Source organism: Acidovorax sp. SRB_14, from assembly GCF_012932145.1.
Lineage (GTDB): Bacteria > Pseudomonadota > Gammaproteobacteria > Burkholderiales > Burkholderiaceae_C > Simplicispira.
Map to the genome: position 1 here is coordinate 87,072 of NZ_MWOK01000001.1, position 18,433 is coordinate 105,504.

An 18,433-nucleotide genomic window follows, 5' to 3' on the forward strand; every position below is an offset into this window, starting at 1 on the left:
GGAGCCGCACGATGGCAAGCATTGAAATCAAGGTTCCGAACATTGGCGACTTTGCCGAGGTCACGGTCATTGAACTGATGGTCAAGCCCGGCGACACCGTGGCCGTGGACCAGAGCCTGGTCACGGTGGAGTCGGACAAGGCCTCGATGGAAATTCCCTCCAGCCACGCCGGTGTGGTGCAGACGGTCCAGGTGCAGCTCGGCGACAAGATCGCCGAAGGCAGCGTGCTGCTGACGCTCGAGGCGGCGGCCGATGCCGCAGCGCCCGCGCCGGTGGCTGCTCCTGCTCCTGCATCTGTAGCTGCCGGCGCAGGTCCATCCAGCGTTTCAGTATCAAATCCGGCTGAAACCAAGGTTTCGCCAGCGCCAGCTGCTCCTATTCCAGGAGCGGCCGAGTTTGCCGGCACGGCCGACCTCGAATGCGACGTGCTCGTGCTCGGCGCCGGCCCCGGTGGCTACAGCGCCGCCTTCCGCGCGGCCGACCTGGGCCTGAAGGTCGTCCTCGTCGAGCGCTATGCCACGCTGGGTGGCGTGTGCCTGAACGTGGGCTGCATTCCCTCGAAGGCGCTGCTGCACGTGGCCTCCGTCATGGACGAGGTGAGCCACATGGCCGACCTAGGCGTGAGCTTCGGCGCGCCCAGCCTCGACATCGACAAGCTGCGCGGCCACAAGGAAAAGGTGATTGGCAAGCTCACTGGCGGCCTGACGGCCATGGCCAAGATGCGCAAGGTCACGACCGTGCGCGGCTACGGCGCCTTCGTCGGCGCGCACCACGTCGAGGTCGAAGAGACCACCGGCACGGGCCAGGACAAGACCGGCACCACGAAGGTGATCGCCTTCAAGAAAGCCATCATTGCCGCGGGCAGCCAGGCCGTGCGCCTGCCCTTCATGCCCGACGATCCGCGCGTGGTCGATTCGACCGGCGCGCTGGAACTCACCGAAGTCCCCAAGCGCATGCTGATCCTGGGCGGCGGCATCATCGGCCTCGAAATGGGCACGGTGTACTCCACGCTGGGCGCGCGCCTCGATGTGGTCGAGATGCTCGACGGCCTGATGCAGGGCGCCGACCGTGACCTCGTCAAGGTCTGGCAGAAGATGAACGCGCCGCGCTTCGACAACATCATGCTCAAGACCAAGACGGTGGGCGCGCGCGCGCTGCCCGAAGGTATCGAGGTGGCGTTTGAAAGCGCCGAGCCGGGCGGCACCGCCCCCGCGCCGCAGGTCTACGACCTGGTGCTGCAGGCCGTGGGCCGCACGCCCAACGGCAAGAAGATCGCCGCCGACAAGGCGGGGGTGGCCGTCACCGACCGGGGCTTCATCGAGGTCGACATCCAGATGCGCACCAACGTGGCGCACATCTTCGCCATCGGCGACATCGTGGGCCAGCCCATGCTGGCGCACAAGGCGGTGCACGAGGCGCACGTCGCGGCCGAAGTGATCGCCGGCGAGCTGCAGGGCAACAAGGAGTTGGCCGCGGCCGCCTTCAACGCCCGCGTGATCCCCAGCGTCGCCTACACCGACCCCGAGGTCGCCTGGGTCGGCTTGACCGAGGACCAGGCCAAGGCGCAGGGCATCAAAGTCAAGAAGGGCCTGTTCCCCTGGACGGCCTCGGGCCGCGCGATCGCCAATGGCCGCGACGAAGGCTTCACCAAGCTGCTGTTCGACGACAGCGACGAGGCCCATGGACACGGCAAGATCCTCGGCGGCGGCATGGTCGGCACGCACGCGGGCGACATGATTGGCGAGATTGCCCTGGCGATCGAGATGGGCGCCGATGCGGTGGACATCGGCAAAACGATCCATCCGCACCCGACGCTCGGCGAGAGCATTGGCATGGCGGCCGAGATTGCGCACGGCAGCTGCACTGACGTGCCGCCGGCGCGGAAATAGGCAGCGCCTTTTTTTTACTGAAAGCCGGCCATGGCGGCAAAGAAGTTCCCCAATGCACCCGCGCATCCCGAGCGCGTGTGCTGGGGGTGCGATCTTTATTGTCTGGCCAAGGACATGCGCTGCGGCAACGGCTCGGACCGCACGCCGCACCCTGTGGAACTGTTTGGCGAAGACTGGGCGCAGTGGGGCGCAGAGGCCCCCGAAGAAGCGGCCGGTGGTGGCCCGACGGCCACCGATCCGTCCGCCTCTTGATGCACGCACCCGGTGTGCGCAGCGCGGGCCAGCCAAGCGCCTGGCTTAAGCCTTTTTCTTGATGAAGCCGTAGATCACCAGCAGCACGATCGCACCGAGGACCGAGGCAATCCAGCCCGCCGGGGTGCCCGGTGCATACCAGCCCATCGCAGTGCCCGCATAACCGGCCACGAGCGAACCCGCAATGCCGAGCACGATGGTCATGATCCAGCCCAGCTTGTCGTCGCCCGGTTTCACGGCGCGCGCAATCAGTCCGACGATGAGGCCCACAACAATGGTTCCAATGATGGACAGCATGGGATGCCTTCCTCAGTAAAAATAACGATCGTACAGAGATTCCCGGCAAACGGTGTGGCATTAATTGCGCGGCAGACGCAGCACATTCAGAACGGCAGCGCCTGGGCCTCCATGAGGCCGAAAAATCATCCTTGAACGGCTCTCGCCAAAACTTCTCGCCCTATGCAAGCCTTGCTCACCGCCATCGCCCAGATGCCCCTGCCGACCGACGCGTGCCGAATTTTCCACGGCCGCGGCGGCCTGTACCCCGGTTGTGAGCAGTGGGTGCTCGACGCCTTTCCGCCCGTCTTCGTGCTCACCAGTTTTGCGCCCGCGCACGAGTCGACTGAACGCGAGCTCTCCACGGTCGGCGCGGCGCTGGCCGCGCGGTGGCAGGAAGTGGCGCCAGGGCAACCGCTCAACTGGGTGTTCCAGTGCCGCAACGGGCAGCTGCGCACGCAGGGCTTGACCGAAACGCGGCTGATGGCCGGCAGCGTGCCCGACCCGCACGTGGTCACCGAGCAGGGCGCGCAATTCCGCGTGCATGTGCTCAAGGGCCAGAACCACGGCCTCTTTCTCGACATGGCCGAGGGCCGCCGCTGGGTGCGCGAATATGCCGCCGCACGCAGCGGCGGCCGTTACGGCCTCAAGGTGCTCAACCTGTTTGCCTACACCTGCGCGTTCTCGGTGGTGGCGCTGCAGGCGGGCGCGAAACACGTGGTCAACGTAGACATGGGCCGCGGCGCCATTGCCATCGGCCAGCAGAACCACCAGCTCAATGGCCTGACGGGCCGTGCCAGCTTCCTCGCGCACGACATCTTCAGCACCTGGGGCAAGATCACCCGCGGCGGGCCGTATGGCCTGGTCATTGTCGATCCGCCCAGCTACCAGAAGGGCAGCTTTGTTGCCACCAAGGACTACGCCCGCCTGATGCGCCGGCTTCCCGACCTGCTGGCGCCGGGCGGCCATGCGCTGCTGTGCCTGAATGCGCCTGAACTGGGCGTGGATTTTCTGCAGGACCAGATGCAGGAATTGGTGCCGGAACTGGCGCTGTTGGAACGGGTGCCGAATCCGGCGGTGTTTGCGGACGTCTCGCCACAAAAGGCTTTGAAGGTGCTGGTTTACCAAGCGCCCCTTTGACGGGCGGAGACAGCGATTGGGCTGCTCGGCAGGGATGTTGGATTTTGCTGCATCTGTTTCCAGTGCGCGGGGTGCGGTAAGCGGTGTGAGTTTTGGCGGGTAAAAGCGTCGAGATTTCTTACAAAGTTCCCACGCTATTCGCGTAAGTGGTTGATTTTATGGTGTGGCACGGTGTTTGCCTATGTAAGTTGAATCCAGAAATTTCAGCATCTACTTACAGGGAGACAGACCATGAAATTCAGACCCCTTGCAGCCGCCATTGCAGGAGCGCTTGTTTCGGCAGCTATCCACGCGGCGCCGATCGTGAATACCAATGTGCGCCCGGTGGCTATCAATGGCTCGTCTCCAGGCGAGCAGCCGCTCCAGACGGTGTTGGACAGTGTGTTTGGTGCGGGTGCCGTGAGCGCGGCCAACCACCAAAGCAGCGCCGGCATGTGGGGGTCTGCCACCGGTGTCGCCACCACCATCCCCACGCTGGTCATGGAGCAAACCAGCGGCGCTGCGAGCCAAAAGTTTGGCATGTGGTTTGGCACCGACTCGTCCAATATCTATCGCGTCGATCTGTTCTTTGGCGGTGCGGTCGGGGGTGCGTCCACGTCCCAAATGAGCACCGCGGGCATCGGTATCGACAATGGTGTGATGTACATCGGCGGCGGCATTTCCGCCCAGAGCGCGTGCGGAACGCAGATCAATTGCGGCGTCTTCACCAACGCACTGATCAACCCGTCCAGCTTTGGGTTTTATTTTCAGACCGGGGATGGAAGGATCGCCTATTCCATTGACAGTCTGAACAGCGACGGCGCCACCCGTGTTCTGGCCTTCCAAGGCGGCGCTTCCACCAACTGGGTCTTCGCGTTTGAAGATGGCACCGACAACGACTTCCAGGACATGGTGGTGAAAATCGAATCGATCCAGGTACCTGAGCCCGGTTCTCTGGCGTTGTTGGGCCTGGCCCTCGCAGGCCTGGCAGGTGCGTCACGCCGCAAGCCAAAGAACGCGGGTTGACCTCGGGGCACCGTGGCTAGTGCGCAAGGGTGGCTTTGGCCACCCTTTTTCTTTTGTCAACGGGCGGGGGCGGGCAGGGCCAGCTGTGCCGCTTGCACCACCCGCACACAATCCTGGATGTGCTGCTCGCCCAGGTAGCGCAGCGTCGCGTAGCCCAACGCCGCAGACACAGCCTGGCCGGCCAGGGGCACGTATTTGGCCAACTGCCTGCCGGTCATGCGCATGCCCAGCGCTTGGGTGGCCTTGAGCACCAGGTCTTTGGTCACAAACTTGCCAATCAGCACCGAGCCGACCATGGCCACCGCTTTTTGCACTTGCTCGCGCTTGTGCGGATCGAGCTGGTCGAGCTGCTGCGGCGACAGGCCGAATTCAGCGTTGATGCGTGGCAGCAGGCGCGACAGCAGCGCTGCGTCCACGGCCCAGTCCAGGCCGGGCACCGGCACGGTGCTGGCGACGGCGGCCATCAGCGCGCGGCGGTGCAGCAGGCGGTGGGCGCGCTGCACGGCGGCTTGCACGGCGCCGTCGGCGGCTGGATTGGCAGTAGAGCGGCCCATGAGCGACACCGTGTGAGCAGTCAGAGCTTGCGCTGCAGAAACCGGTAAACGGCCAGCAGCGCCATTGCGCCCAGCAGCGATGCGACCGAGCCCCCCAGGGTTCCGGGACGGTACCAGTCGACCGCTACACCGAGGTAGCCGGCCAGCAAGGCACCGATCACGCCCACGAGCGCGGCCGCGGGCCAGCCCCACTGGGATCTGGTGCGGCTCGCCGTCCATGCCAGCAGCCCGGTGGCGCAACCAATGACGATGGACGTGAGCAGGGAGAGCATGGGCAATCGGGGGGGAAACGAGGACTGACTCTAAGCCGCACAACCCCCCGGGTCTGTCGGACAGCAGCGCCTCTGTTCCTGTCCAGGGATGTTGCGCCGCTGTGCGTTCCGTCCCACAGGGGGGTGTGCCGCCGTCCTGCAACGCGCCGATGCGGCCCTTGCTATGGTGTGTTTCTGGCTTAGAGGCAAGGAACACCAAGCCCACGGGCCACAGCGCAGGCACACTGCCGGCGCCAGCAACACGGGAGTGACGATGATAATGAAGAAGAAACACTGGATGGCCTTGGTGGCTGCCTCCGCACTTGGCGGGGCATGGGGCATTTCGACCACCGCGCTGGCGCAAGACAACACGGCAGAGCTGATGCGCGGTGAGCGGCCTGACACGACGCCGCAGCAGCGCTACCAGTCTGCCATCCGGGAAGCCGGCGGCGGGCTGAAGGTCGCGCTGCAAGAGTGCCGTGGCGAGCCGACCGCCCAGCGCAAGAGTTGCGAGGCAGATGCCCGCGCCAACTACAAGCAGGACATGGCACAGGCCCAGGAAATGCTGCGCAACCCGCAGGCGCGCCCGGTCAATGAAGTCGGCCAGCCCGTGCAGGCGACCGAGACGACCACGGTGATCGGTCCTTAAGTTCCACTGGTCGGCGGGCCATCGCGCCCTTGGTGTTTCCCCCGCTGGAGTCAATCCAGGGGTTGGGTCTGCAGTTCGGCCGTGGTGACGCGGCGTGCGCCATCGAAGCGGCGCTGCCAGTAGCTGGTGCGCATGTCTTCCACGCGCACCTGTGCGCCACTGCGTGGCGAGTGGATGAACTTGCCGTCGCCGACGTAAATTCCCACGTGGCTGAAGGCGCGGCGCATGGTATTGAAGAACACCAGGTCGCCGGGCTGCAGTTCCTTCTTGTCAATCGATTCGGTGGCCGCTGCCTGCTGGTCGGCGCGGCGCGGCAATATCAAGCCGACGGTCTGCCCGTAGATCGCGCGCACGAAGCCGCTGCAATCGAAACCCGTTTCGGCGCTGTTGCCGCCGCGGCGGTAGGGCACTCCCAGAAAGCCCATGGCGGTGACGACCAGGTCCGAGGTGCGGTCTACGACGTTGTGGCGCACGGCGTCGAGCTGGGTCAGGAGGGTCTTTTCGGCGATCTGGCTGTCGCGCTCATCGCCCGTTGCGTGGGGCGGGGCGGCATGGGCGGCGGTTGCCCCTGCGAGCAAAAGAATGCATAACCATCTGGACATGGGGCGCAAGGGTACCACGCCCACGGCGCCGGTCCGGGTTCCGACAGCGGTGCCTGGGGCGCTTGAGGGCAGGGTGCTGCCCCGTTTTGCCAGGTTGGATGCGCTAGGCGCTGCGACAATGGCAGCCAGATTTTGTTTCCCGACACCGAAAGTTTTGCCATGCTGCTTGACGCCACCGAATCCCAACTCGTCCTGGTGGACTACCAGGAGCGCCTGATGCCGGCGATCTTCGAAGGCCCGGCCGTGCTGGCCAATGCCCGCCGCCTGGCCGAGATCGCCCGCATGCTCGATGTGCCGGTCTGGGGCACCGAGCAAAACCCCTCGCGCCTGGGCCCGAACGATGCGCAGTTGCGCGCCCTGTGCCACAAGACCCTGTCCAAGATGCATTTCAGCGCCGCCGAAGAAGGCCTGGGCGAATGGCTGCGCCCGCCGGCCAAACCCCAGGGCGGCAACGCCCGCAGCCTGCCCAAACACCTGCAAAAACCCGCCGCTCCGCTCGCTACCGAGCGCGGTGCCATCGTCATCGCCGGTTGCGAGGCGCATGTGTGCCTGCTGCAGACCGCGCTCGACCTGATCGAGGACGAGTTTGAGGTGTGGGTCGTGACCGATGCCTGCAGCTCGCGCACCGAGCGCAGCCGCGATGCCGCATTCGACCGCCTCGCGGGAGCCGGCGTCGAGCTGGTGACGACCGAGATGGTGGCGTTCGAATGGCTGGGCAGCTGCGAGCACCCCGCGTTCAAGGACGTGCTGGGGCTGATCAAGTGAAGATCAGCCTGTTTTAGGGCTCTGGCGCTTGTGCATCAAGCGCTGGATGCTATCGAATGAAGAGCTAAAAAAGGGCCAGCAGTGACCGCGCTGCCAGCCCTGCGGCGCCGCAGGTCGCCAGCAGCGGCAGCACGCCGATGCGCCAGCGAAACAGCGCCCACGCCGCCCCCAGCGCAATCAGCGCCGACAGGGCATCGAACGGCCCGTCCCAGCCGCGCGGCCAGAGCAGGTGGTAGGCAAAGAACAGCGCCAGGTTCAGGATCACGCCGACCACGGCGGCCGTGATGGCGCTCAACGGGGCCGTGAACCCGAGTTTGCCGTGGGTGGCCTCCACGGCCGGGCCACCGGCCAGGATGAAGACGAAGGACGGCAGGAAGGTGAAGAACGTCACCACCGTCGCCGCCGCCGCGGCGCCCGCAAACAGTGCGTCTGCTCCCCACACCTGCTGCAGCCAGCCGCCCACAAAGCCCACGAAGGCCACGACCATGATGAGCGGACCGGGCGTCGTCTCGCCCAGCGCCAGGCCATCGATCATTTGCGGCCCGCTGAGCCAGTGGTAGTGCTCGACCGCGCCCTGGTAGAGGTAGGGCAGCACGGCATAGGCGCCGCCAAACGTGAGCAGCGCCGCCTTGGTGAAAAACCAGCCCATCTGCGTGAGCGCGCCCTCCCAGCCCTGCGTGGCCAGCAGCAGCGCCATGGCCGCGAGCCACAGCGCCAAGCCTGCCCCGAGCACGCGGGCCAGATGGCGGCGCGAGAAGCGGGCGTGCGCCGGCGTGGGCGTGTCGTCGTCGATCAGGGCCGGACCATAGCCTGCCTGGCCCCCCTGCGGACCACCCCCCAGCGCGAAGACGGCGGGCCAGCGCCGCGCCCCGAAGAAGCCGATGAGCCCTGCGGCCAGCACGATGGCGGGAAACGGCGCATGCAGCACAAAGATGGCCACAAACGATGCGGCCGCGATGCCCCACATCCAGCCGTTTTGGAGCGCGCGCGTGCCGATGCGGTGCGCCGCATGCAGCACGAGGGCCGTCACGGCGGGCTTGATGCCATAGAAGATGCCGGACACGACGGGCACGTCGCCAAAGCGCACATACACCCACGACAGCGCGATCAGGATGAACAGCGACGGCAGCACGAACAGCGCCCCGGCCACGATGCCGCCCCAGGTGCGGTGCATCAGCCAGCCGATGTAGGTGGCCAGTTGCTGGGCCTCGGGGCCGGGCAGCAGCATGCAGTAGTTGAGCGCATGCAGGAAGCGCCGTTCGCTGATCCAGCGGCGCCGTTCCACGAGTTCGGCGTGCATGATGGCAATCTGCCCCGCCGGCCCGCCAAAGCTGATGAAGCCGAGCTTGAACCAGAACAGCAGCGCTTGCGCAAAAGGCACGGGTGCGGTGGGTGGGGGCTGGGCGTGGCGGGTGGCGAGGGGCGTCATGGAGCGGTACAAGCAGCGAAGAAGGAGGGGCCGCGGCGTGTGGGCGAAGGCCGCAGCCCGGCAGGCCCCATTGTCGTCGGCCTGCACGCGGCCCACCGGTTCCGCCGGTGGTCGCTGCGTCAGTTTGCCGCAAGGCCGTGCTGAATAATTATGAATTCATAATCCGCCTGCCAGCAGGCACAGACACCGGCCCCAAGGAGCACCCATGCGCAAATTCGCCGACTTTTACCGCCGCTCCATCGACGAGCGCGATGCCTTCTGGGCCGAGCAGGCGGCGTTGATCGAGTGGCGCACGCCGGCCGAGCAGGTGTGCGACTACAGCCGGCCCCCGTTTGCGCGCTGGTTCGTGGGCGGCACCACCAACCTGTGCCACAACGCGGTGGACCGGCATCTAACCACGCGCGCCGACCAGGCAGCGCTGATCGCCATTTCCACCGAAACGAACACCGAGCGCAGCTACAGCTTTGCCGAGCTGCACGCCGAGGTGCAGCGCATGGCCGCGGCGCTGCAGGCCCTGGGCGTGAAAAAGGGCGACCGGGTGCTCATCTACATGCCCATGGTCGCCGAGGCCGCCTTTGCCATGCTGGCCTGCGTGCGCATCGGCGCGCTCCATTCGGTAGTGTTCGGGGGCTTTGCCGCGGGCGCGCTGGCATCGCGCATCGAGGATGCCGAACCCATGGCGGTGGTCAGTGCCGATGCCGGCTCGCGCGGCGGCAAGGTCGTGCCCTACAAGCCCTTGCTGGACGAGGCGATCGCGCTGTCGCGCTACAAGCCCACCGCCGTACTCATGGTCGATCGGGGGCTCGCGCCCATGGCCATGCGCGCCGGCCGCGACCACGACTGGGCGGCGCTGCGCGCGCGCCACCTGGACGCCGCCGTGCCCTGCGAATGGGTCGAGTCCGCGCACCCGAGCTACACGCTCTACACCAGTGGCACCACGGGCAAGCCCAAGGGCGTGCAGCGCGACACTGGCGGCTACGCTGTGGCGCTGGCGGCCAGCATGAAGCACATCTTTGATGCGAAGGCGGGCGATGTGTTCTTTGCCACCAGCGACATCGGCTGGGTCGTCGGGCACAGCTACATCATCTACGGCCCGCTGCTCGCCGGCATGGCCACCGTCCTGTACGAGGGGCTGCCGACGCGGCCCGACGCGGGCGTGTGGTGGAGTATCGTCGAGAAATACCAGGTCACGCACATGTTCTCGGCGCCCACGGCGGTGCGCGTGCTGAAAAAACAGGACCCGTCCTGGCTCAAGAAGCACGACGTCAGCAGCCTCAAGGCCCTGTGGCTGGCCGGCGAGCCGCTCGACGAGCCCACGGCGCAGTGGATCAGCGACGCTTTAGGCGTGCCCATCATCGACAACTACTGGCAGACCGAAACCGGCTGGCCCATCCTCACGCTGGCCAACGGCGTCGAGCCGCAGACCGCGCGCTTTGGCAGCCCCGGCAAGGCCATGTACGGCTACAACGTCAAACTGATCGACGAGGTGAGCGGCGAGGAACTGACGGGCGCCGACCAGAAAGGCGTGGTCGCCATCGAGGGGCCGCTGCCGCCGGGCTGCATGCAGACCGTGTGGCGCGACGACGCGCGCTTTGTCAGCACCTACTGGAAGAGCATTCCCGGCCGCATGGTCTACAGCACCTTCGACTGGGGCATCCGCGACGCCGATGGCTATTACTTCATCCTCGGCCGCACCGACGACGTGATCAATGTGGCCGGCCACCGCCTGGGCACGCGCGAGATCGAGGAGTCGATCTCGTCCCACCCCAACATTGCCGAGGTGGCCGTGGTGGGCGTGGCCGACAGCCTCAAGGGCCAGGTGGCGATGGCGTTCGCCGTGCCGCGCGATGCCTCGGGCCTGCAGGACCCGGCCGCGCGCCTGAAGCTGGAGGGCGAGGTGATGCAGCGGGTGGATGCGCAACTGGGCGCCGTGGCACGGCCGGCGCGCGTGCATTTCTTGAACACCCTGCCCAAGACGCGCAGCGGCAAGCTGCTGCGCCGCGCCCTGCAGGCCGTGGCCGAGCGCCGCGACCCGGGCGACCTGACCACCATGGAAGACCCGGCCGCGCTGCAGCAGGTGCGCGAGCTGATCGGCGACTGAGGAAGTGCGCCCGTCGGGCGCGAAAATTCAAAATCAATAGCTGCTAACGCTTGCTGGATAGGCGTTAGCGGCCTTTTTATGCTTTTTCTGGCAGGCCGTGGTACTGCCATTCGGGCGGTGACTGCCACTGCGCGGCCCAGGCGATGAAGTCGGCCAGCGGCATCGGACGGGCGACGGCATAGCCCTGCGCCAGCGGGCAGCCCATGTCCAGCAGCATCTGGCCCTGGCCGACGGTCTCGACCCCTTCGGCAATGACGCGGTAGCCAAACGAGCGCGCCAGGCCCACCACGCCCTGCACGATGGCCAGGTCGCCGGCGTCGCCCACCATGCCGTGCACAAAACTCTGGTCGATCTTGAGCATGCTCAGCGGCAGGCGGCGCAGGTAGGTCAGGGACGAGTAGCCCGTGCCGAAGTCGTCCAGCGAGGTGAGGATGCCCAGTTCGCGCAGCGCCCGCAGCGTGGTGGCCACGGAGTCGATGTGGTAGAGCGCGGCGGTCTCGGTGATCTCTATCTCGAGCAGCCGGGCCGGCACCCCGGGATGGCGGTCGAGCTGCTGTGCCATCCAGTCGGCAAAGCCGCTCTGCTGCAGGTGGGGCGCCGCGATGTTGATGCTCACCGGAAGCTGCAGGCCGGCCTGGCCCAGGGCTCGGATCAGGGCCAGTGCAGCGTCCACCACCCAGGCGCCGAAGGCGAATTCCAGTTCGGAGTCGTGCAGCAGCGGCAGGAAGGCCGCCGGCGAGAGCAGGCCGCGCTCGGGGTGTTGCCAGCGCGCCAGCGCCTCCGCCCCCACCACCGTGCCCAGTCGCATGTCCACCTTGGGCTGCAGGAACAGCGTGAACTCGCCGTCGGCCAGGGCCGCGCGCAGCTGCACCAGCTGCTCCTGCACCTGCTGCGTGGCGCGCTCATGGGCGGCGTCGAACTGGTGGTAGCGGTTGCGCCCGGCCTGCTTGGCCGCGTACATGGCGTGGTCGGCGTGGCGCAGCAGGGCGTCGGCATCGGCGTCGTCCTGCGGGTAGAGGGTGTAGCCGATGCTTGCGGTGACGGTGACGCGCTCGGTGTCCAGCGTGTAGGGCGCGGCAATGCTCTGCATGACGGTGCGCAGCGCGCGCTCGCAGGCGGCCCCGTCGGCCAGATCGGGCAGAAGGATGACGAATTCGTCGCCGCCCAGGCGCGCGACGCAGTCGAGCGAGCGCAGCGCACGCGTCAGGCGCGCGGCGGCCACGACCAGCAGGCGGTCGCCGGCCTCGTGGCCAAAGCGGTCGTTCACGGGCTTGAAGCTGTCCAGGTCCAGGTAGGCCACACCCAGCAGCGTGCCGCGGCTGCGCGCGTGGACCATGGCCTCTTCGAGGCGGCGCGCCAGCAGCACGCGGTTGGGCAGACCGGTCAGCGCGTCGTAGTGGGCCAGCCTTTGGAGCCGCTCCTCCTGTTCGCGCTGCGAGGTCACGTCAATGCCCACGCCCACCATGCGCAGCGGCTGGCCCGCGGCGTCCGTGTTCACGATCTTGCCCAGGGCACGCACCCAGCGCCCGCCCTCGCGCGGGTGCGTGATGTGCACGGTGGCATCGAACGGCGTGGCCGGGTGGGCCGTGTGCCGCGCCAGTTCGGCGGTGATTTTCTGGATGTCGGAGGAGCCCATTGCGGCAGTCCATGACACCGGCGGTGTGCCGGCTTCGCTGTCCGCTTTCATGCCGCGCATGGCACGCCAACGGCTGTCGCCCGTGACCAGGCCGGTCTGCAGGTTCCAGTCCCACAGGCCCAGCGAGGCCGCCGAGATGGTGAGCGAGAGCAGTTCCTCGCGCTCGCGCACCTGCTCTTCGCTGCGCTTGCGTTCCGTGATGTCGTGCAGCGCGAACAGCCAGCAGGGCTCGCCATCGAATTCTGTGGCGCGCATCGACTGCAACACCGTGCGCTGCTCGCCGCTGCGCAGGGTCATGACTGCTTCGTAGCTCTCGAGCCGGCCGTTCGCCTGCACCGCATCGATCAGGGCCGAGCGCCCCTCGGGCGTGTAGATGCCCAGCGAGATGGCCGACTGGCCGATGGCTTCGGCGCGGGTGTAGCCCAGGGCCTGCTCCCATGCGGCATTGACATCGACGTAGCGGCCGTCGCCGCGCCGGGTCAGGCCCATGGGGTAGGGCAGCAGCTGGAAGATGCGCACAAAGCGCTCCTCGGACTGGCGCAGGAGCTGTTCGGCACGCTTGGATTCGTCGATATCCAGGATCACGCCGCGGATGCGCACCACGCGGCCGGCTTCGACCACGGGCTCGCCGCGCAAGCGCACCCAGACCGGGCGGCCGTCGGCGCGCACGATCTCGATTTCCATGCTCCAGTCGGAGCTCTGCCGGATGCTGGCGCGGACCGTGTCGCGCAGGGCGTCGCGCCAGGCCGGCGCCACGTACTCGGCGATGTAGTCGCGCGGCAGGGGGGCGCCCGAGGGCAGGCCGTGGATGTCGTAGCAGACGTCCGACCAGTAGGCGATGCCCTGGCCGCGCACGTCGTCCCAGGCGCCCAGCCGCGCCAGGCGCCCGGCCTGCTGCAGCAGGCTGTTGCGCGACAGCAGGGTGTCGTGGATGCGGGTTTCCTCGGTCATGTCGCGAAACGCGAACGCCACGCAGTCCTCGTCGTTGAGGTGCACCGACTGCGCCGACATGAGGCCCGGAATGCGCACGCCGCGGCGTTGCGCGACCAGGGGCAGGCGCTCGACCTTGCCATCGCGCTGCAGCGCCTGCAGCAGCTTCGGGCCCTCTTGCTCGGTGGCCCAGATGCCCAGCTGCTGTGCGGTGCGGCCCACCACCTGCTCGCGCGGGTGGCCGAGCAGCTGGCAGAACGCGGGGTTGACTTCCAGGTAATGGCCGTCGGCAACGCGCATGATGCCGGCCGCGTCGGGCATGGTCTCGTACACGGCCGTGTACTTGGCCTGCGAGGTGTGCAGCGCGCTCTCGAGGTCGCGGTAGTCCGTCACGTCGATGGCCATGCCGATGAGCCGCAGGGCGCGGCCTTGCGCATCGCGCTCGGCGACGGCGCCGCGCGAGACCAGCCAACGCCAGCGGCCGTGGGTGTCGCGCAAACGGAATTCCGCACTGAAAGCGTCTTCCAGTCCCGCCCGGCTGCGCTGCAGGTCACCGGCCATGCGCCCGGCATCCTCGGGGTGGCGCAGCGCATCCCAGCGCGCGGCCTGGCCGCTGGCGCCGCCGCGGTGCACGTCGAACGCGTCATAAAAGCGGCCGTGGCAGGTGAGCGTCTGCGCTTCGACGTTCCATTCCCAGCGGCCGCCGCGGGCGGCTTCGAGAGTGAGCAGCGTCTCCTGTTCGCTGCGCTGCAGCGCGTGGTGCGCACGCTGCAGTGCCTGCACCGTCTGGGCGCGGCTGAGCACGAGTTCCACGCCGCCGCCCAGCACCAGCACGGCAGCGGCAAAGCGCCAGGGTACGCCCTCGAGCCAGGACAGCGCGCCGGCCATGGTCGTGGTGCCAGCGCCGATCTCGATGCCGGCCTGCAACGCCAGGGGCAGCGCGGCAGCCAGCGCCCCCAGGGCCAGCAGGGGGCCGTGGCGCGCGCGCAACCGGTGCGACCCGAAGGCCACCAGTGCGGTGGTCGCCAGGATCGCAAAGCCTGTCGTCCAAGTAGCGGGGTACAGCGCGCAGTGGAACAGCAGCACCGTGGCCGCGCTCGCCAGGCCCGCCACCGGACCGAACACCAGCATGGCGATGGCGGAGCCCACCGGAGGCGCAGTCACCGGGCCCATCACGCCGTGCAGCGCGGGCAGCACCATGTTGGCGGTGGTGACCAGCCCCGTCGTCAGGCCGATGGCCAGGCGGGTGCGCACGGACGCGTGCAGCAGCGCAGGGACGGGCAGCGCGCTGAGCGCCAGTGCCAACAGCGCCAGCAGCCCGATGGCCAGGGCAACGCTAAGCGCCACGGACAGCGCTCCGGCCGGTGTCCCGAAAGGCGTTGCTGCCGGGTGCAGGGGGGATGGTGGGGTGGTCCAAAAGCAAAAAACCGCAGGCGCGCGGCCTGCGGAGAAAAATGGTAAACGGCGTAAAAACCATCGGGCGAGTGTAGAACGTGTTTACGGTTTATCCGAGGCCGCGTTGGGGCGCAATCGGGATGAGTTCGCAGGCACGTTGCGCCGCATGGGCCCATACCCATGCCAGCAGCGGGCCAAAGAAATCGCCTGATTGCGCCCCAACCCGCAGGGCAAATGCCTTTTCGGGTCTGCGGCGTTGCAGCACTTGCCCTTAGCCGGGCGATGGACTGCGCACTGCGCCTTGCATCCCCTCCCGAAAAGGCGTTTGTGCGGCCTTGGATAAACCGTAAACACGTTCTTAAGGCCGTTCCAGCACCGGCTTCGCCACGGCGCGTGTCCTGATAAGTCCGGTTGACAACATGGTTCCGCAGACGATCACCAGGCCACAGCCCAGCATCCAGGGCGTAATGGTCTCGCCCAGGAAGACCGCGCCATAGAACACTGCGAACACCGGCGCCAGGAAGGTCACGGCCAGCGCGCGGCTGGGGCCGGCGTTGGCGATCAGGCGAAAGTACAGGATGTAGGCAATGCCGGTGCACAGCACGGCGATCGCCACGATCGCGCCCCAGGCGCGGAGTCCCGGCGTCGTGGCGGGCCAGAGCCACAGCGTGGGCAGCGCCAGGCCCAGCGCGGCGCCGAGCTGGCTGCCGGTGGCCGTGGCCAGCGGGGGAATGCCGGTGAGGTAGCGCCGGGCGTAGCTCGCTGCCACGGCGTAGCAGGCCGCCGCCAGCAGGCAGGCCGCCATGGCCCACAGCGCGCTGTCCGACTTGAAGCCCGCGCCCCCGGGAGCGCGCCAGGCCAGCAGGGCCACGCCGAGGAAACCCAGGGCCAGGCCCAGCCAGCGCAGGCGGTTGATGCGGTCGCCCAGCCACACCCAGGCCACGAGCGCGCCGAACAGCGGCACCGTGGCGTTCAGGATGGAGGTGAGCCCGGTGGTAATGTGCAACACGGCCCAGGCAAACAGCGCGAACGGAATCGCCGAGTTGATCAGCCCGGCCAGCAGGATGGCCTTCCAGTGCGCGCGCAACGCCGGCCATTGGCCCTGGTGCACCAGGATGGGCCACAGGAACACCGTGGCCAGGGCCACGCGCAGGCCGGCCGTGGGCAGCGCGCCGAACTCCGCCGCACCCAGGCGCATGAACAGAAAGGACGCGCCCCACAGAGACGAGAGCAAGACGAACTCGCCCAGCCAGGCCGACGCCGGCTTGGTGGCCGGCACGTTCATGCTGGCACCTCGGGGGCCGAAAGGAGAGCGCCTTCGAGCCGCAGCAGGGCGCTCTTGCGCTCCAGACCCCCGGCGTAGCCGGTCAGGCTGCCGTCCTTGCCCAGCACGCGGTGGCAGGGCACGACCACGCTCAGCGGGTTGCGTCCCACGGCCGTGCCCACGGCGCGCACGGCCGTGGGGCAACCGATCTGCGCGCCCAGCGCGGCGTAGCTGAGGGTCTGGCCGCGCGCAATGCCGAGCAGCGCGCGCCACACCGTTTGCTGGAACGGCGTGCCGCCGGCGATGTCGAGCGGCAGGTCGAACTGCGTGCGCTCGCCGCGCAAGTAGGCGTGGATTTGCTGCACCGCCGCCTGCAGCACCGGGTGCTGGTCATCCTGCGGCCAGGCCTGCGGGCCGTCGAGCTGGGCGGGAAGGTGGCGCTGGCCGTCAAACCACAGGCCGACCAGGCCCAGCGGCGAGGCAGCCAGGCGGATGTCGCCCAGCGGCGAGGGTGTGCGCGTCTGCACGGTGGATGGATGGAATTGCATGGTGGTCTCGATTAAATGACAAATCGTGCTCTGGCGCTTATGGGGTAAGCGCTGATAGCTATTGATTTGATAGTTTCACGGTTCCCTGCGCGGGCCCTTGGCTGCCCGCCCAGGCGCGGATGACGGCGTAGCTGCGCCACGGTTGCCAGGCCAGCGATGCTTCGGCGGCAGCGCGCGCCGGGCTTTTTTCCCCCTGCACCGCGAGCGCCTTGTGCAGCGCCACGTCGCCGCTCGGGAAGGCGTCGGGCCAGCGCAGTGCGCGCATCGCGATGTACTGCGCGGTCCAGTCGCCAATGCCGGGAAGCTGGCAGAGCTGCGCCGTGGTGGCGCCCACGTCGGCGCTGCTGTGCAGCTGAAGCTGGCCGCTGCCGACGGCGCGGGCCAGCGCCACGATGGCCGCCTGGCGCTGGCGCACGATGCCCAATTGCCCAAGCGCATCGCCATCGGCTTCTGCCAGCACGGCGGGGGCCGGGAACAGCCGGGTGAGCTGCGCCCACGGCGTGGCGAGTGGCGCGCCAAACCGCTCGACCAGGCGCTGCGCCAGCGTGCGCGCCGCCGCCACGGTGATCTGCTGGCCCAGCACGGCGCGCACCGCCAGTTCGAAGCCATCGAACGCGCCCGGCACGCGCAGGCCATCGCCGTGCGGAAAGTGCGCATGCAGCGTGGCGTTGATGGCCTCGGGGTCGGCGTCCAGGTCGAGCAAGGCGCGCACGCGCGCAATCACCAGCGGCAGCACCGGGTGCAGGCTGTCGCTGGTCTGCAGCACCAGGCGGTGGCGCGCCGGTTCGAACTGTGCGTTCAGCCACCCGGTGGCCACCGTGCCCGCATGCGCGATCCGCACCGTGCGGCGCAGCACCAGGGCCTCGCCGGGTTCGACCCATTCCATGCCCGCGATCTGCCGCTGCGCGAAGAAGGCCAGCAGCGCCGCGGCATCCAAGGGCGGGCGATAGCCCAGGCGCACCAGGGCGCCCTCGTCGCCCGCGCGCGCGGTGCCGGCGCGGCGCACGGCGGTGGGGCTAATGCCGTAGTGCGTGGCAAAGGCGGCATTGAAGCGCCGCACGCTCGCAAAGCCGCTGGCCAGCGCCACCTGCGTGATCGGCAGGGCCGTGTCGGCCAGCAGCTGCTTGGCCGCCAGCAGGCGCTGGGTCTGCAGGTACTGCAGCGGCGAGACGCCCAGCGTGGCCTCGAAAATGCGGCGCAGGTGGCGGTCGCTGACCCCCAGGCGCGCGGCCAGCCGCGCCACCGCGCCTTCGCTCGGCGCCGCGCCGCCCCAGAAGTCGGGGCTGGCCAGCAGGCGCACGGCCTGGCGCACCAGAATGCCCGAGGCGTCCTGCACCGACCACACCAGCGCCTGCGGCGCCAGCTCGGGCCGGCAGCGCAGGCAGGGGCGAAAGCCCGCGCTCTCGGCCTGGGCCGCGAGCGTGAAGAAACGGCAGTTCTCGCGCCGGGGCGTGCGCACGGCGCAGACCGGGCGGCAATAGATGCCGGTGGACGTGACACCGGTGAAAAAGCGCCCGTCAAAGCGCGCGTCGCGGGCTTTCAGGGCCAGGTAGCGGCCCTCGTCCGCCGTGGCGTCGGGCTGTGGGGAGGAGGTGGGGACAGAAGTGCGCATGGCAGTCCATCATAGGGCGGCGCCGTGCCACCGCTGGCCGTTTTCGGACATGCGCCAGGGCCCGCGCCGCCAGGGTGGCGCGGGCGCAGCCGGCGGTGGCGACGCCTACAATGCAGCCCATTTTTCACCTCCTGC

Annotated in this window: 16 protein-coding genes; 7 read left to right on the forward strand and 9 right to left on the reverse strand. The window is 68.2% G+C overall.

Annotation, left to right across the window (positions count from 1 at the left end):
• Positions 1 to 11: 11 nt before the first annotated feature.
• Both lpdA and B2J86_RS00405 read left to right on the forward strand, forming a co-directional pair.
• Entirely contained in the window at positions 12 to 1,889 is a 1,878-nt protein-coding gene (lpdA, locus tag B2J86_RS00400; protein ID WP_169633069.1) for a dihydrolipoyl dehydrogenase, read from the forward strand.
• A gap of 30 nt (positions 1,890 to 1,919) precedes the next feature.
• The gene (locus B2J86_RS00405; protein ID WP_173024441.1) at positions 1,920 to 2,141 is read left to right on the forward strand and encodes a DUF3079 domain-containing protein; all 222 of its coding nucleotides are present in this window, start codon (positions 1,920 to 1,922) and stop codon (positions 2,139 to 2,141) included.
• Between the two features lie 45 nt (positions 2,142 to 2,186).
• Here the strand turns inward: B2J86_RS00405 and B2J86_RS00410 are convergent, their stop codons facing one another.
• On the reverse strand, positions 2,187 to 2,438 hold the full coding sequence (locus B2J86_RS00410; protein WP_169170234.1) for a GlsB/YeaQ/YmgE family stress response membrane protein: 252 nt from the start codon (positions 2,436 to 2,438) through the stop codon (positions 2,187 to 2,189).
• Positions 2,439 to 2,600: 162 nt separating this feature from the next.
• Between B2J86_RS00410 and B2J86_RS00415 the strand changes: the two genes are divergently transcribed.
• Both B2J86_RS00415 and B2J86_RS00420 read left to right on the forward strand, forming a co-directional pair.
• Positions 2,601 to 3,557: a class I SAM-dependent methyltransferase gene (locus tag B2J86_RS00415; RefSeq protein WP_173024442.1), complete on the forward strand. Its 957-nt coding sequence runs from the start codon at positions 2,601 to 2,603 to the stop codon at positions 3,555 to 3,557.
• Between the two features lie 231 nt (positions 3,558 to 3,788).
• Positions 3,789 to 4,562, forward strand: a complete 774-nt coding sequence (locus B2J86_RS00420) for a DUF4114 domain-containing protein (RefSeq protein ID WP_173024589.1) — start codon at positions 3,789 to 3,791, stop codon at positions 4,560 to 4,562.
• A gap of 56 nt (positions 4,563 to 4,618) precedes the next feature.
• On the opposite strand, the gene B2J86_RS00425 is transcribed toward B2J86_RS00420, so the two are convergent.
• Both B2J86_RS00425 and B2J86_RS00430 read right to left on the reverse strand, forming a co-directional pair.
• Positions 4,619 to 5,116 (reverse strand): hypothetical protein, encoded by a 498-nt coding sequence (locus B2J86_RS00425; protein WP_173024443.1) that lies wholly within the window; start codon positions 5,114 to 5,116, stop codon positions 4,619 to 4,621.
• Between the two features lie 20 nt (positions 5,117 to 5,136).
• Positions 5,137 to 5,388: a GlsB/YeaQ/YmgE family stress response membrane protein gene (locus tag B2J86_RS00430; protein ID WP_169633072.1), complete on the reverse strand. Its 252-nt coding sequence runs from the start codon at positions 5,386 to 5,388 to the stop codon at positions 5,137 to 5,139.
• Between the two features lie 259 nt (positions 5,389 to 5,647).
• On the opposite strand from B2J86_RS00430, the gene B2J86_RS00435 reads away from it, so the two are divergent.
• On the forward strand, positions 5,648 to 6,016 hold the full coding sequence (locus B2J86_RS00435) for a hypothetical protein (RefSeq protein ID WP_173024444.1): 369 nt from the start codon (positions 5,648 to 5,650) through the stop codon (positions 6,014 to 6,016).
• A gap of 50 nt (positions 6,017 to 6,066) precedes the next feature.
• Here the strand turns inward: B2J86_RS00435 and B2J86_RS00440 are convergent, their stop codons facing one another.
• Positions 6,067 to 6,618 (reverse strand): C40 family peptidase, encoded by a 552-nt coding sequence (locus tag B2J86_RS00440; protein WP_173024445.1) that lies wholly within the window; start codon positions 6,616 to 6,618, stop codon positions 6,067 to 6,069.
• A 159-nt stretch (positions 6,619 to 6,777) separates the two neighbouring features.
• On the opposite strand from B2J86_RS00440, the gene B2J86_RS00445 reads away from it, so the two are divergent.
• Positions 6,778 to 7,383, forward strand: a complete 606-nt coding sequence (locus B2J86_RS00445; protein WP_169169875.1) for an isochorismatase family protein — start codon at positions 6,778 to 6,780, stop codon at positions 7,381 to 7,383.
• Positions 7,384 to 7,447: 64 nt separating this feature from the next.
• Here the strand turns inward: B2J86_RS00445 and chrA are convergent, their stop codons facing one another.
• On the reverse strand, positions 7,448 to 8,812 hold the full coding sequence (chrA, locus tag B2J86_RS00450; protein ID WP_173024446.1) for a chromate efflux transporter: 1,365 nt from the start codon (positions 8,810 to 8,812) through the stop codon (positions 7,448 to 7,450).
• A 205-nt stretch (positions 8,813 to 9,017) separates the two neighbouring features.
• On the opposite strand from chrA, the gene B2J86_RS00455 reads away from it, so the two are divergent.
• Positions 9,018 to 10,913: a propionate--CoA ligase gene (locus B2J86_RS00455; RefSeq protein WP_173024447.1), complete on the forward strand. Its 1,896-nt coding sequence runs from the start codon at positions 9,018 to 9,020 to the stop codon at positions 10,911 to 10,913.
• A 76-nt stretch (positions 10,914 to 10,989) separates the two neighbouring features.
• Here B2J86_RS00455 and B2J86_RS00460 read toward each other — a convergent pair whose 3' ends face one another.
• The 4 genes from B2J86_RS00460 to B2J86_RS00475 form a co-directional block, all read right to left on the reverse strand.
• Positions 10,990 to 14,826 carry an EAL domain-containing protein gene (locus B2J86_RS00460; protein ID WP_173024448.1) on the reverse strand — a complete coding sequence of 1,279 codons (3,837 nt, stop codon included), beginning with the start codon at positions 14,824 to 14,826 and terminating at the stop codon, positions 10,990 to 10,992.
• A 406-nt stretch (positions 14,827 to 15,232) separates the two neighbouring features.
• On the reverse strand, positions 15,233 to 16,159 hold the full coding sequence (locus B2J86_RS00465; RefSeq protein WP_173024449.1) for a DMT family transporter: 927 nt from the start codon (positions 16,157 to 16,159) through the stop codon (positions 15,233 to 15,235).
• Positions 16,156 to 16,686: a methylated-DNA--[protein]-cysteine S-methyltransferase gene (locus B2J86_RS00470; RefSeq protein WP_169169880.1), complete on the reverse strand. Its 531-nt coding sequence runs from the start codon at positions 16,684 to 16,686 to the stop codon at positions 16,156 to 16,158. The genes B2J86_RS00465 and B2J86_RS00470 overlap by 4 nt, the downstream gene beginning before the upstream one ends.
• Positions 16,687 to 16,744: 58 nt before the next feature.
• The gene (locus tag B2J86_RS00475; protein WP_173024450.1) at positions 16,745 to 18,298 is read right to left on the reverse strand and encodes a DNA-3-methyladenine glycosylase 2 family protein; all 1,554 of its coding nucleotides are present in this window, start codon (positions 18,296 to 18,298) and stop codon (positions 16,745 to 16,747) included.
• Between the last annotated feature and the right edge of the window lie 135 nt (positions 18,299 to 18,433).

What these genes read in the sequence shown, in the direction of transcription:
- lpdA (WP_169633069.1), top strand. Translation starts at nt 12, where the DNA reads ATGGCAAGCATTGAAATCAAGGTTCCGAACATTGGCGACTTTGCCGAG.
- B2J86_RS00405 (WP_173024441.1), top strand. Translation starts at nt 1,920, where the DNA reads ATGGCGGCAAAGAAGTTCCCCAATGCACCCGCGCATCCCGAGCGCGTG.
- B2J86_RS00410 (WP_169170234.1), bottom strand. Translation starts at nt 2,438, where the DNA reads ATGCTGTCCATCATTGGAACCATTGTTGTGGGCCTCATCGTCGGACTG.
- B2J86_RS00415 (WP_173024442.1), top strand. Translation starts at nt 2,601, where the DNA reads ATGCAAGCCTTGCTCACCGCCATCGCCCAGATGCCCCTGCCGACCGAC.
- B2J86_RS00420 (WP_173024589.1), top strand. Translation starts at nt 3,789, where the DNA reads ATGAAATTCAGACCCCTTGCAGCCGCCATTGCAGGAGCGCTTGTTTCG.
- B2J86_RS00425 (WP_173024443.1), bottom strand. Translation starts at nt 5,116, where the DNA reads ATGGGCCGCTCTACTGCCAATCCAGCCGCCGACGGCGCCGTGCAAGCC.
- B2J86_RS00430 (WP_169633072.1), bottom strand. Translation starts at nt 5,388, where the DNA reads ATGCTCTCCCTGCTCACGTCCATCGTCATTGGTTGCGCCACCGGGCTG.
- B2J86_RS00435 (WP_173024444.1), top strand. Translation starts at nt 5,648, where the DNA reads ATGAAGAAGAAACACTGGATGGCCTTGGTGGCTGCCTCCGCACTTGGC.
- B2J86_RS00440 (WP_173024445.1), bottom strand. Translation starts at nt 6,618, where the DNA reads ATGTCCAGATGGTTATGCATTCTTTTGCTCGCAGGGGCAACCGCCGCC.
- B2J86_RS00445 (WP_169169875.1), top strand. Translation starts at nt 6,778, where the DNA reads ATGCTGCTTGACGCCACCGAATCCCAACTCGTCCTGGTGGACTACCAG.
- chrA (WP_173024446.1), bottom strand. Translation starts at nt 8,812, where the DNA reads ATGACGCCCCTCGCCACCCGCCACGCCCAGCCCCCACCCACCGCACCC.
- B2J86_RS00455 (WP_173024447.1), top strand. Translation starts at nt 9,018, where the DNA reads ATGCGCAAATTCGCCGACTTTTACCGCCGCTCCATCGACGAGCGCGAT.
- B2J86_RS00465 (WP_173024449.1), bottom strand. Translation starts at nt 16,159, where the DNA reads ATGAACGTGCCGGCCACCAAGCCGGCGTCGGCCTGGCTGGGCGAGTTC.
- B2J86_RS00470 (WP_169169880.1), bottom strand. Translation starts at nt 16,686, where the DNA reads ATGCAATTCCATCCATCCACCGTGCAGACGCGCACACCCTCGCCGCTG.
- B2J86_RS00475 (WP_173024450.1), bottom strand. Translation starts at nt 18,298, where the DNA reads ATGCGCACTTCTGTCCCCACCTCCTCCCCACAGCCCGACGCCACGGCG.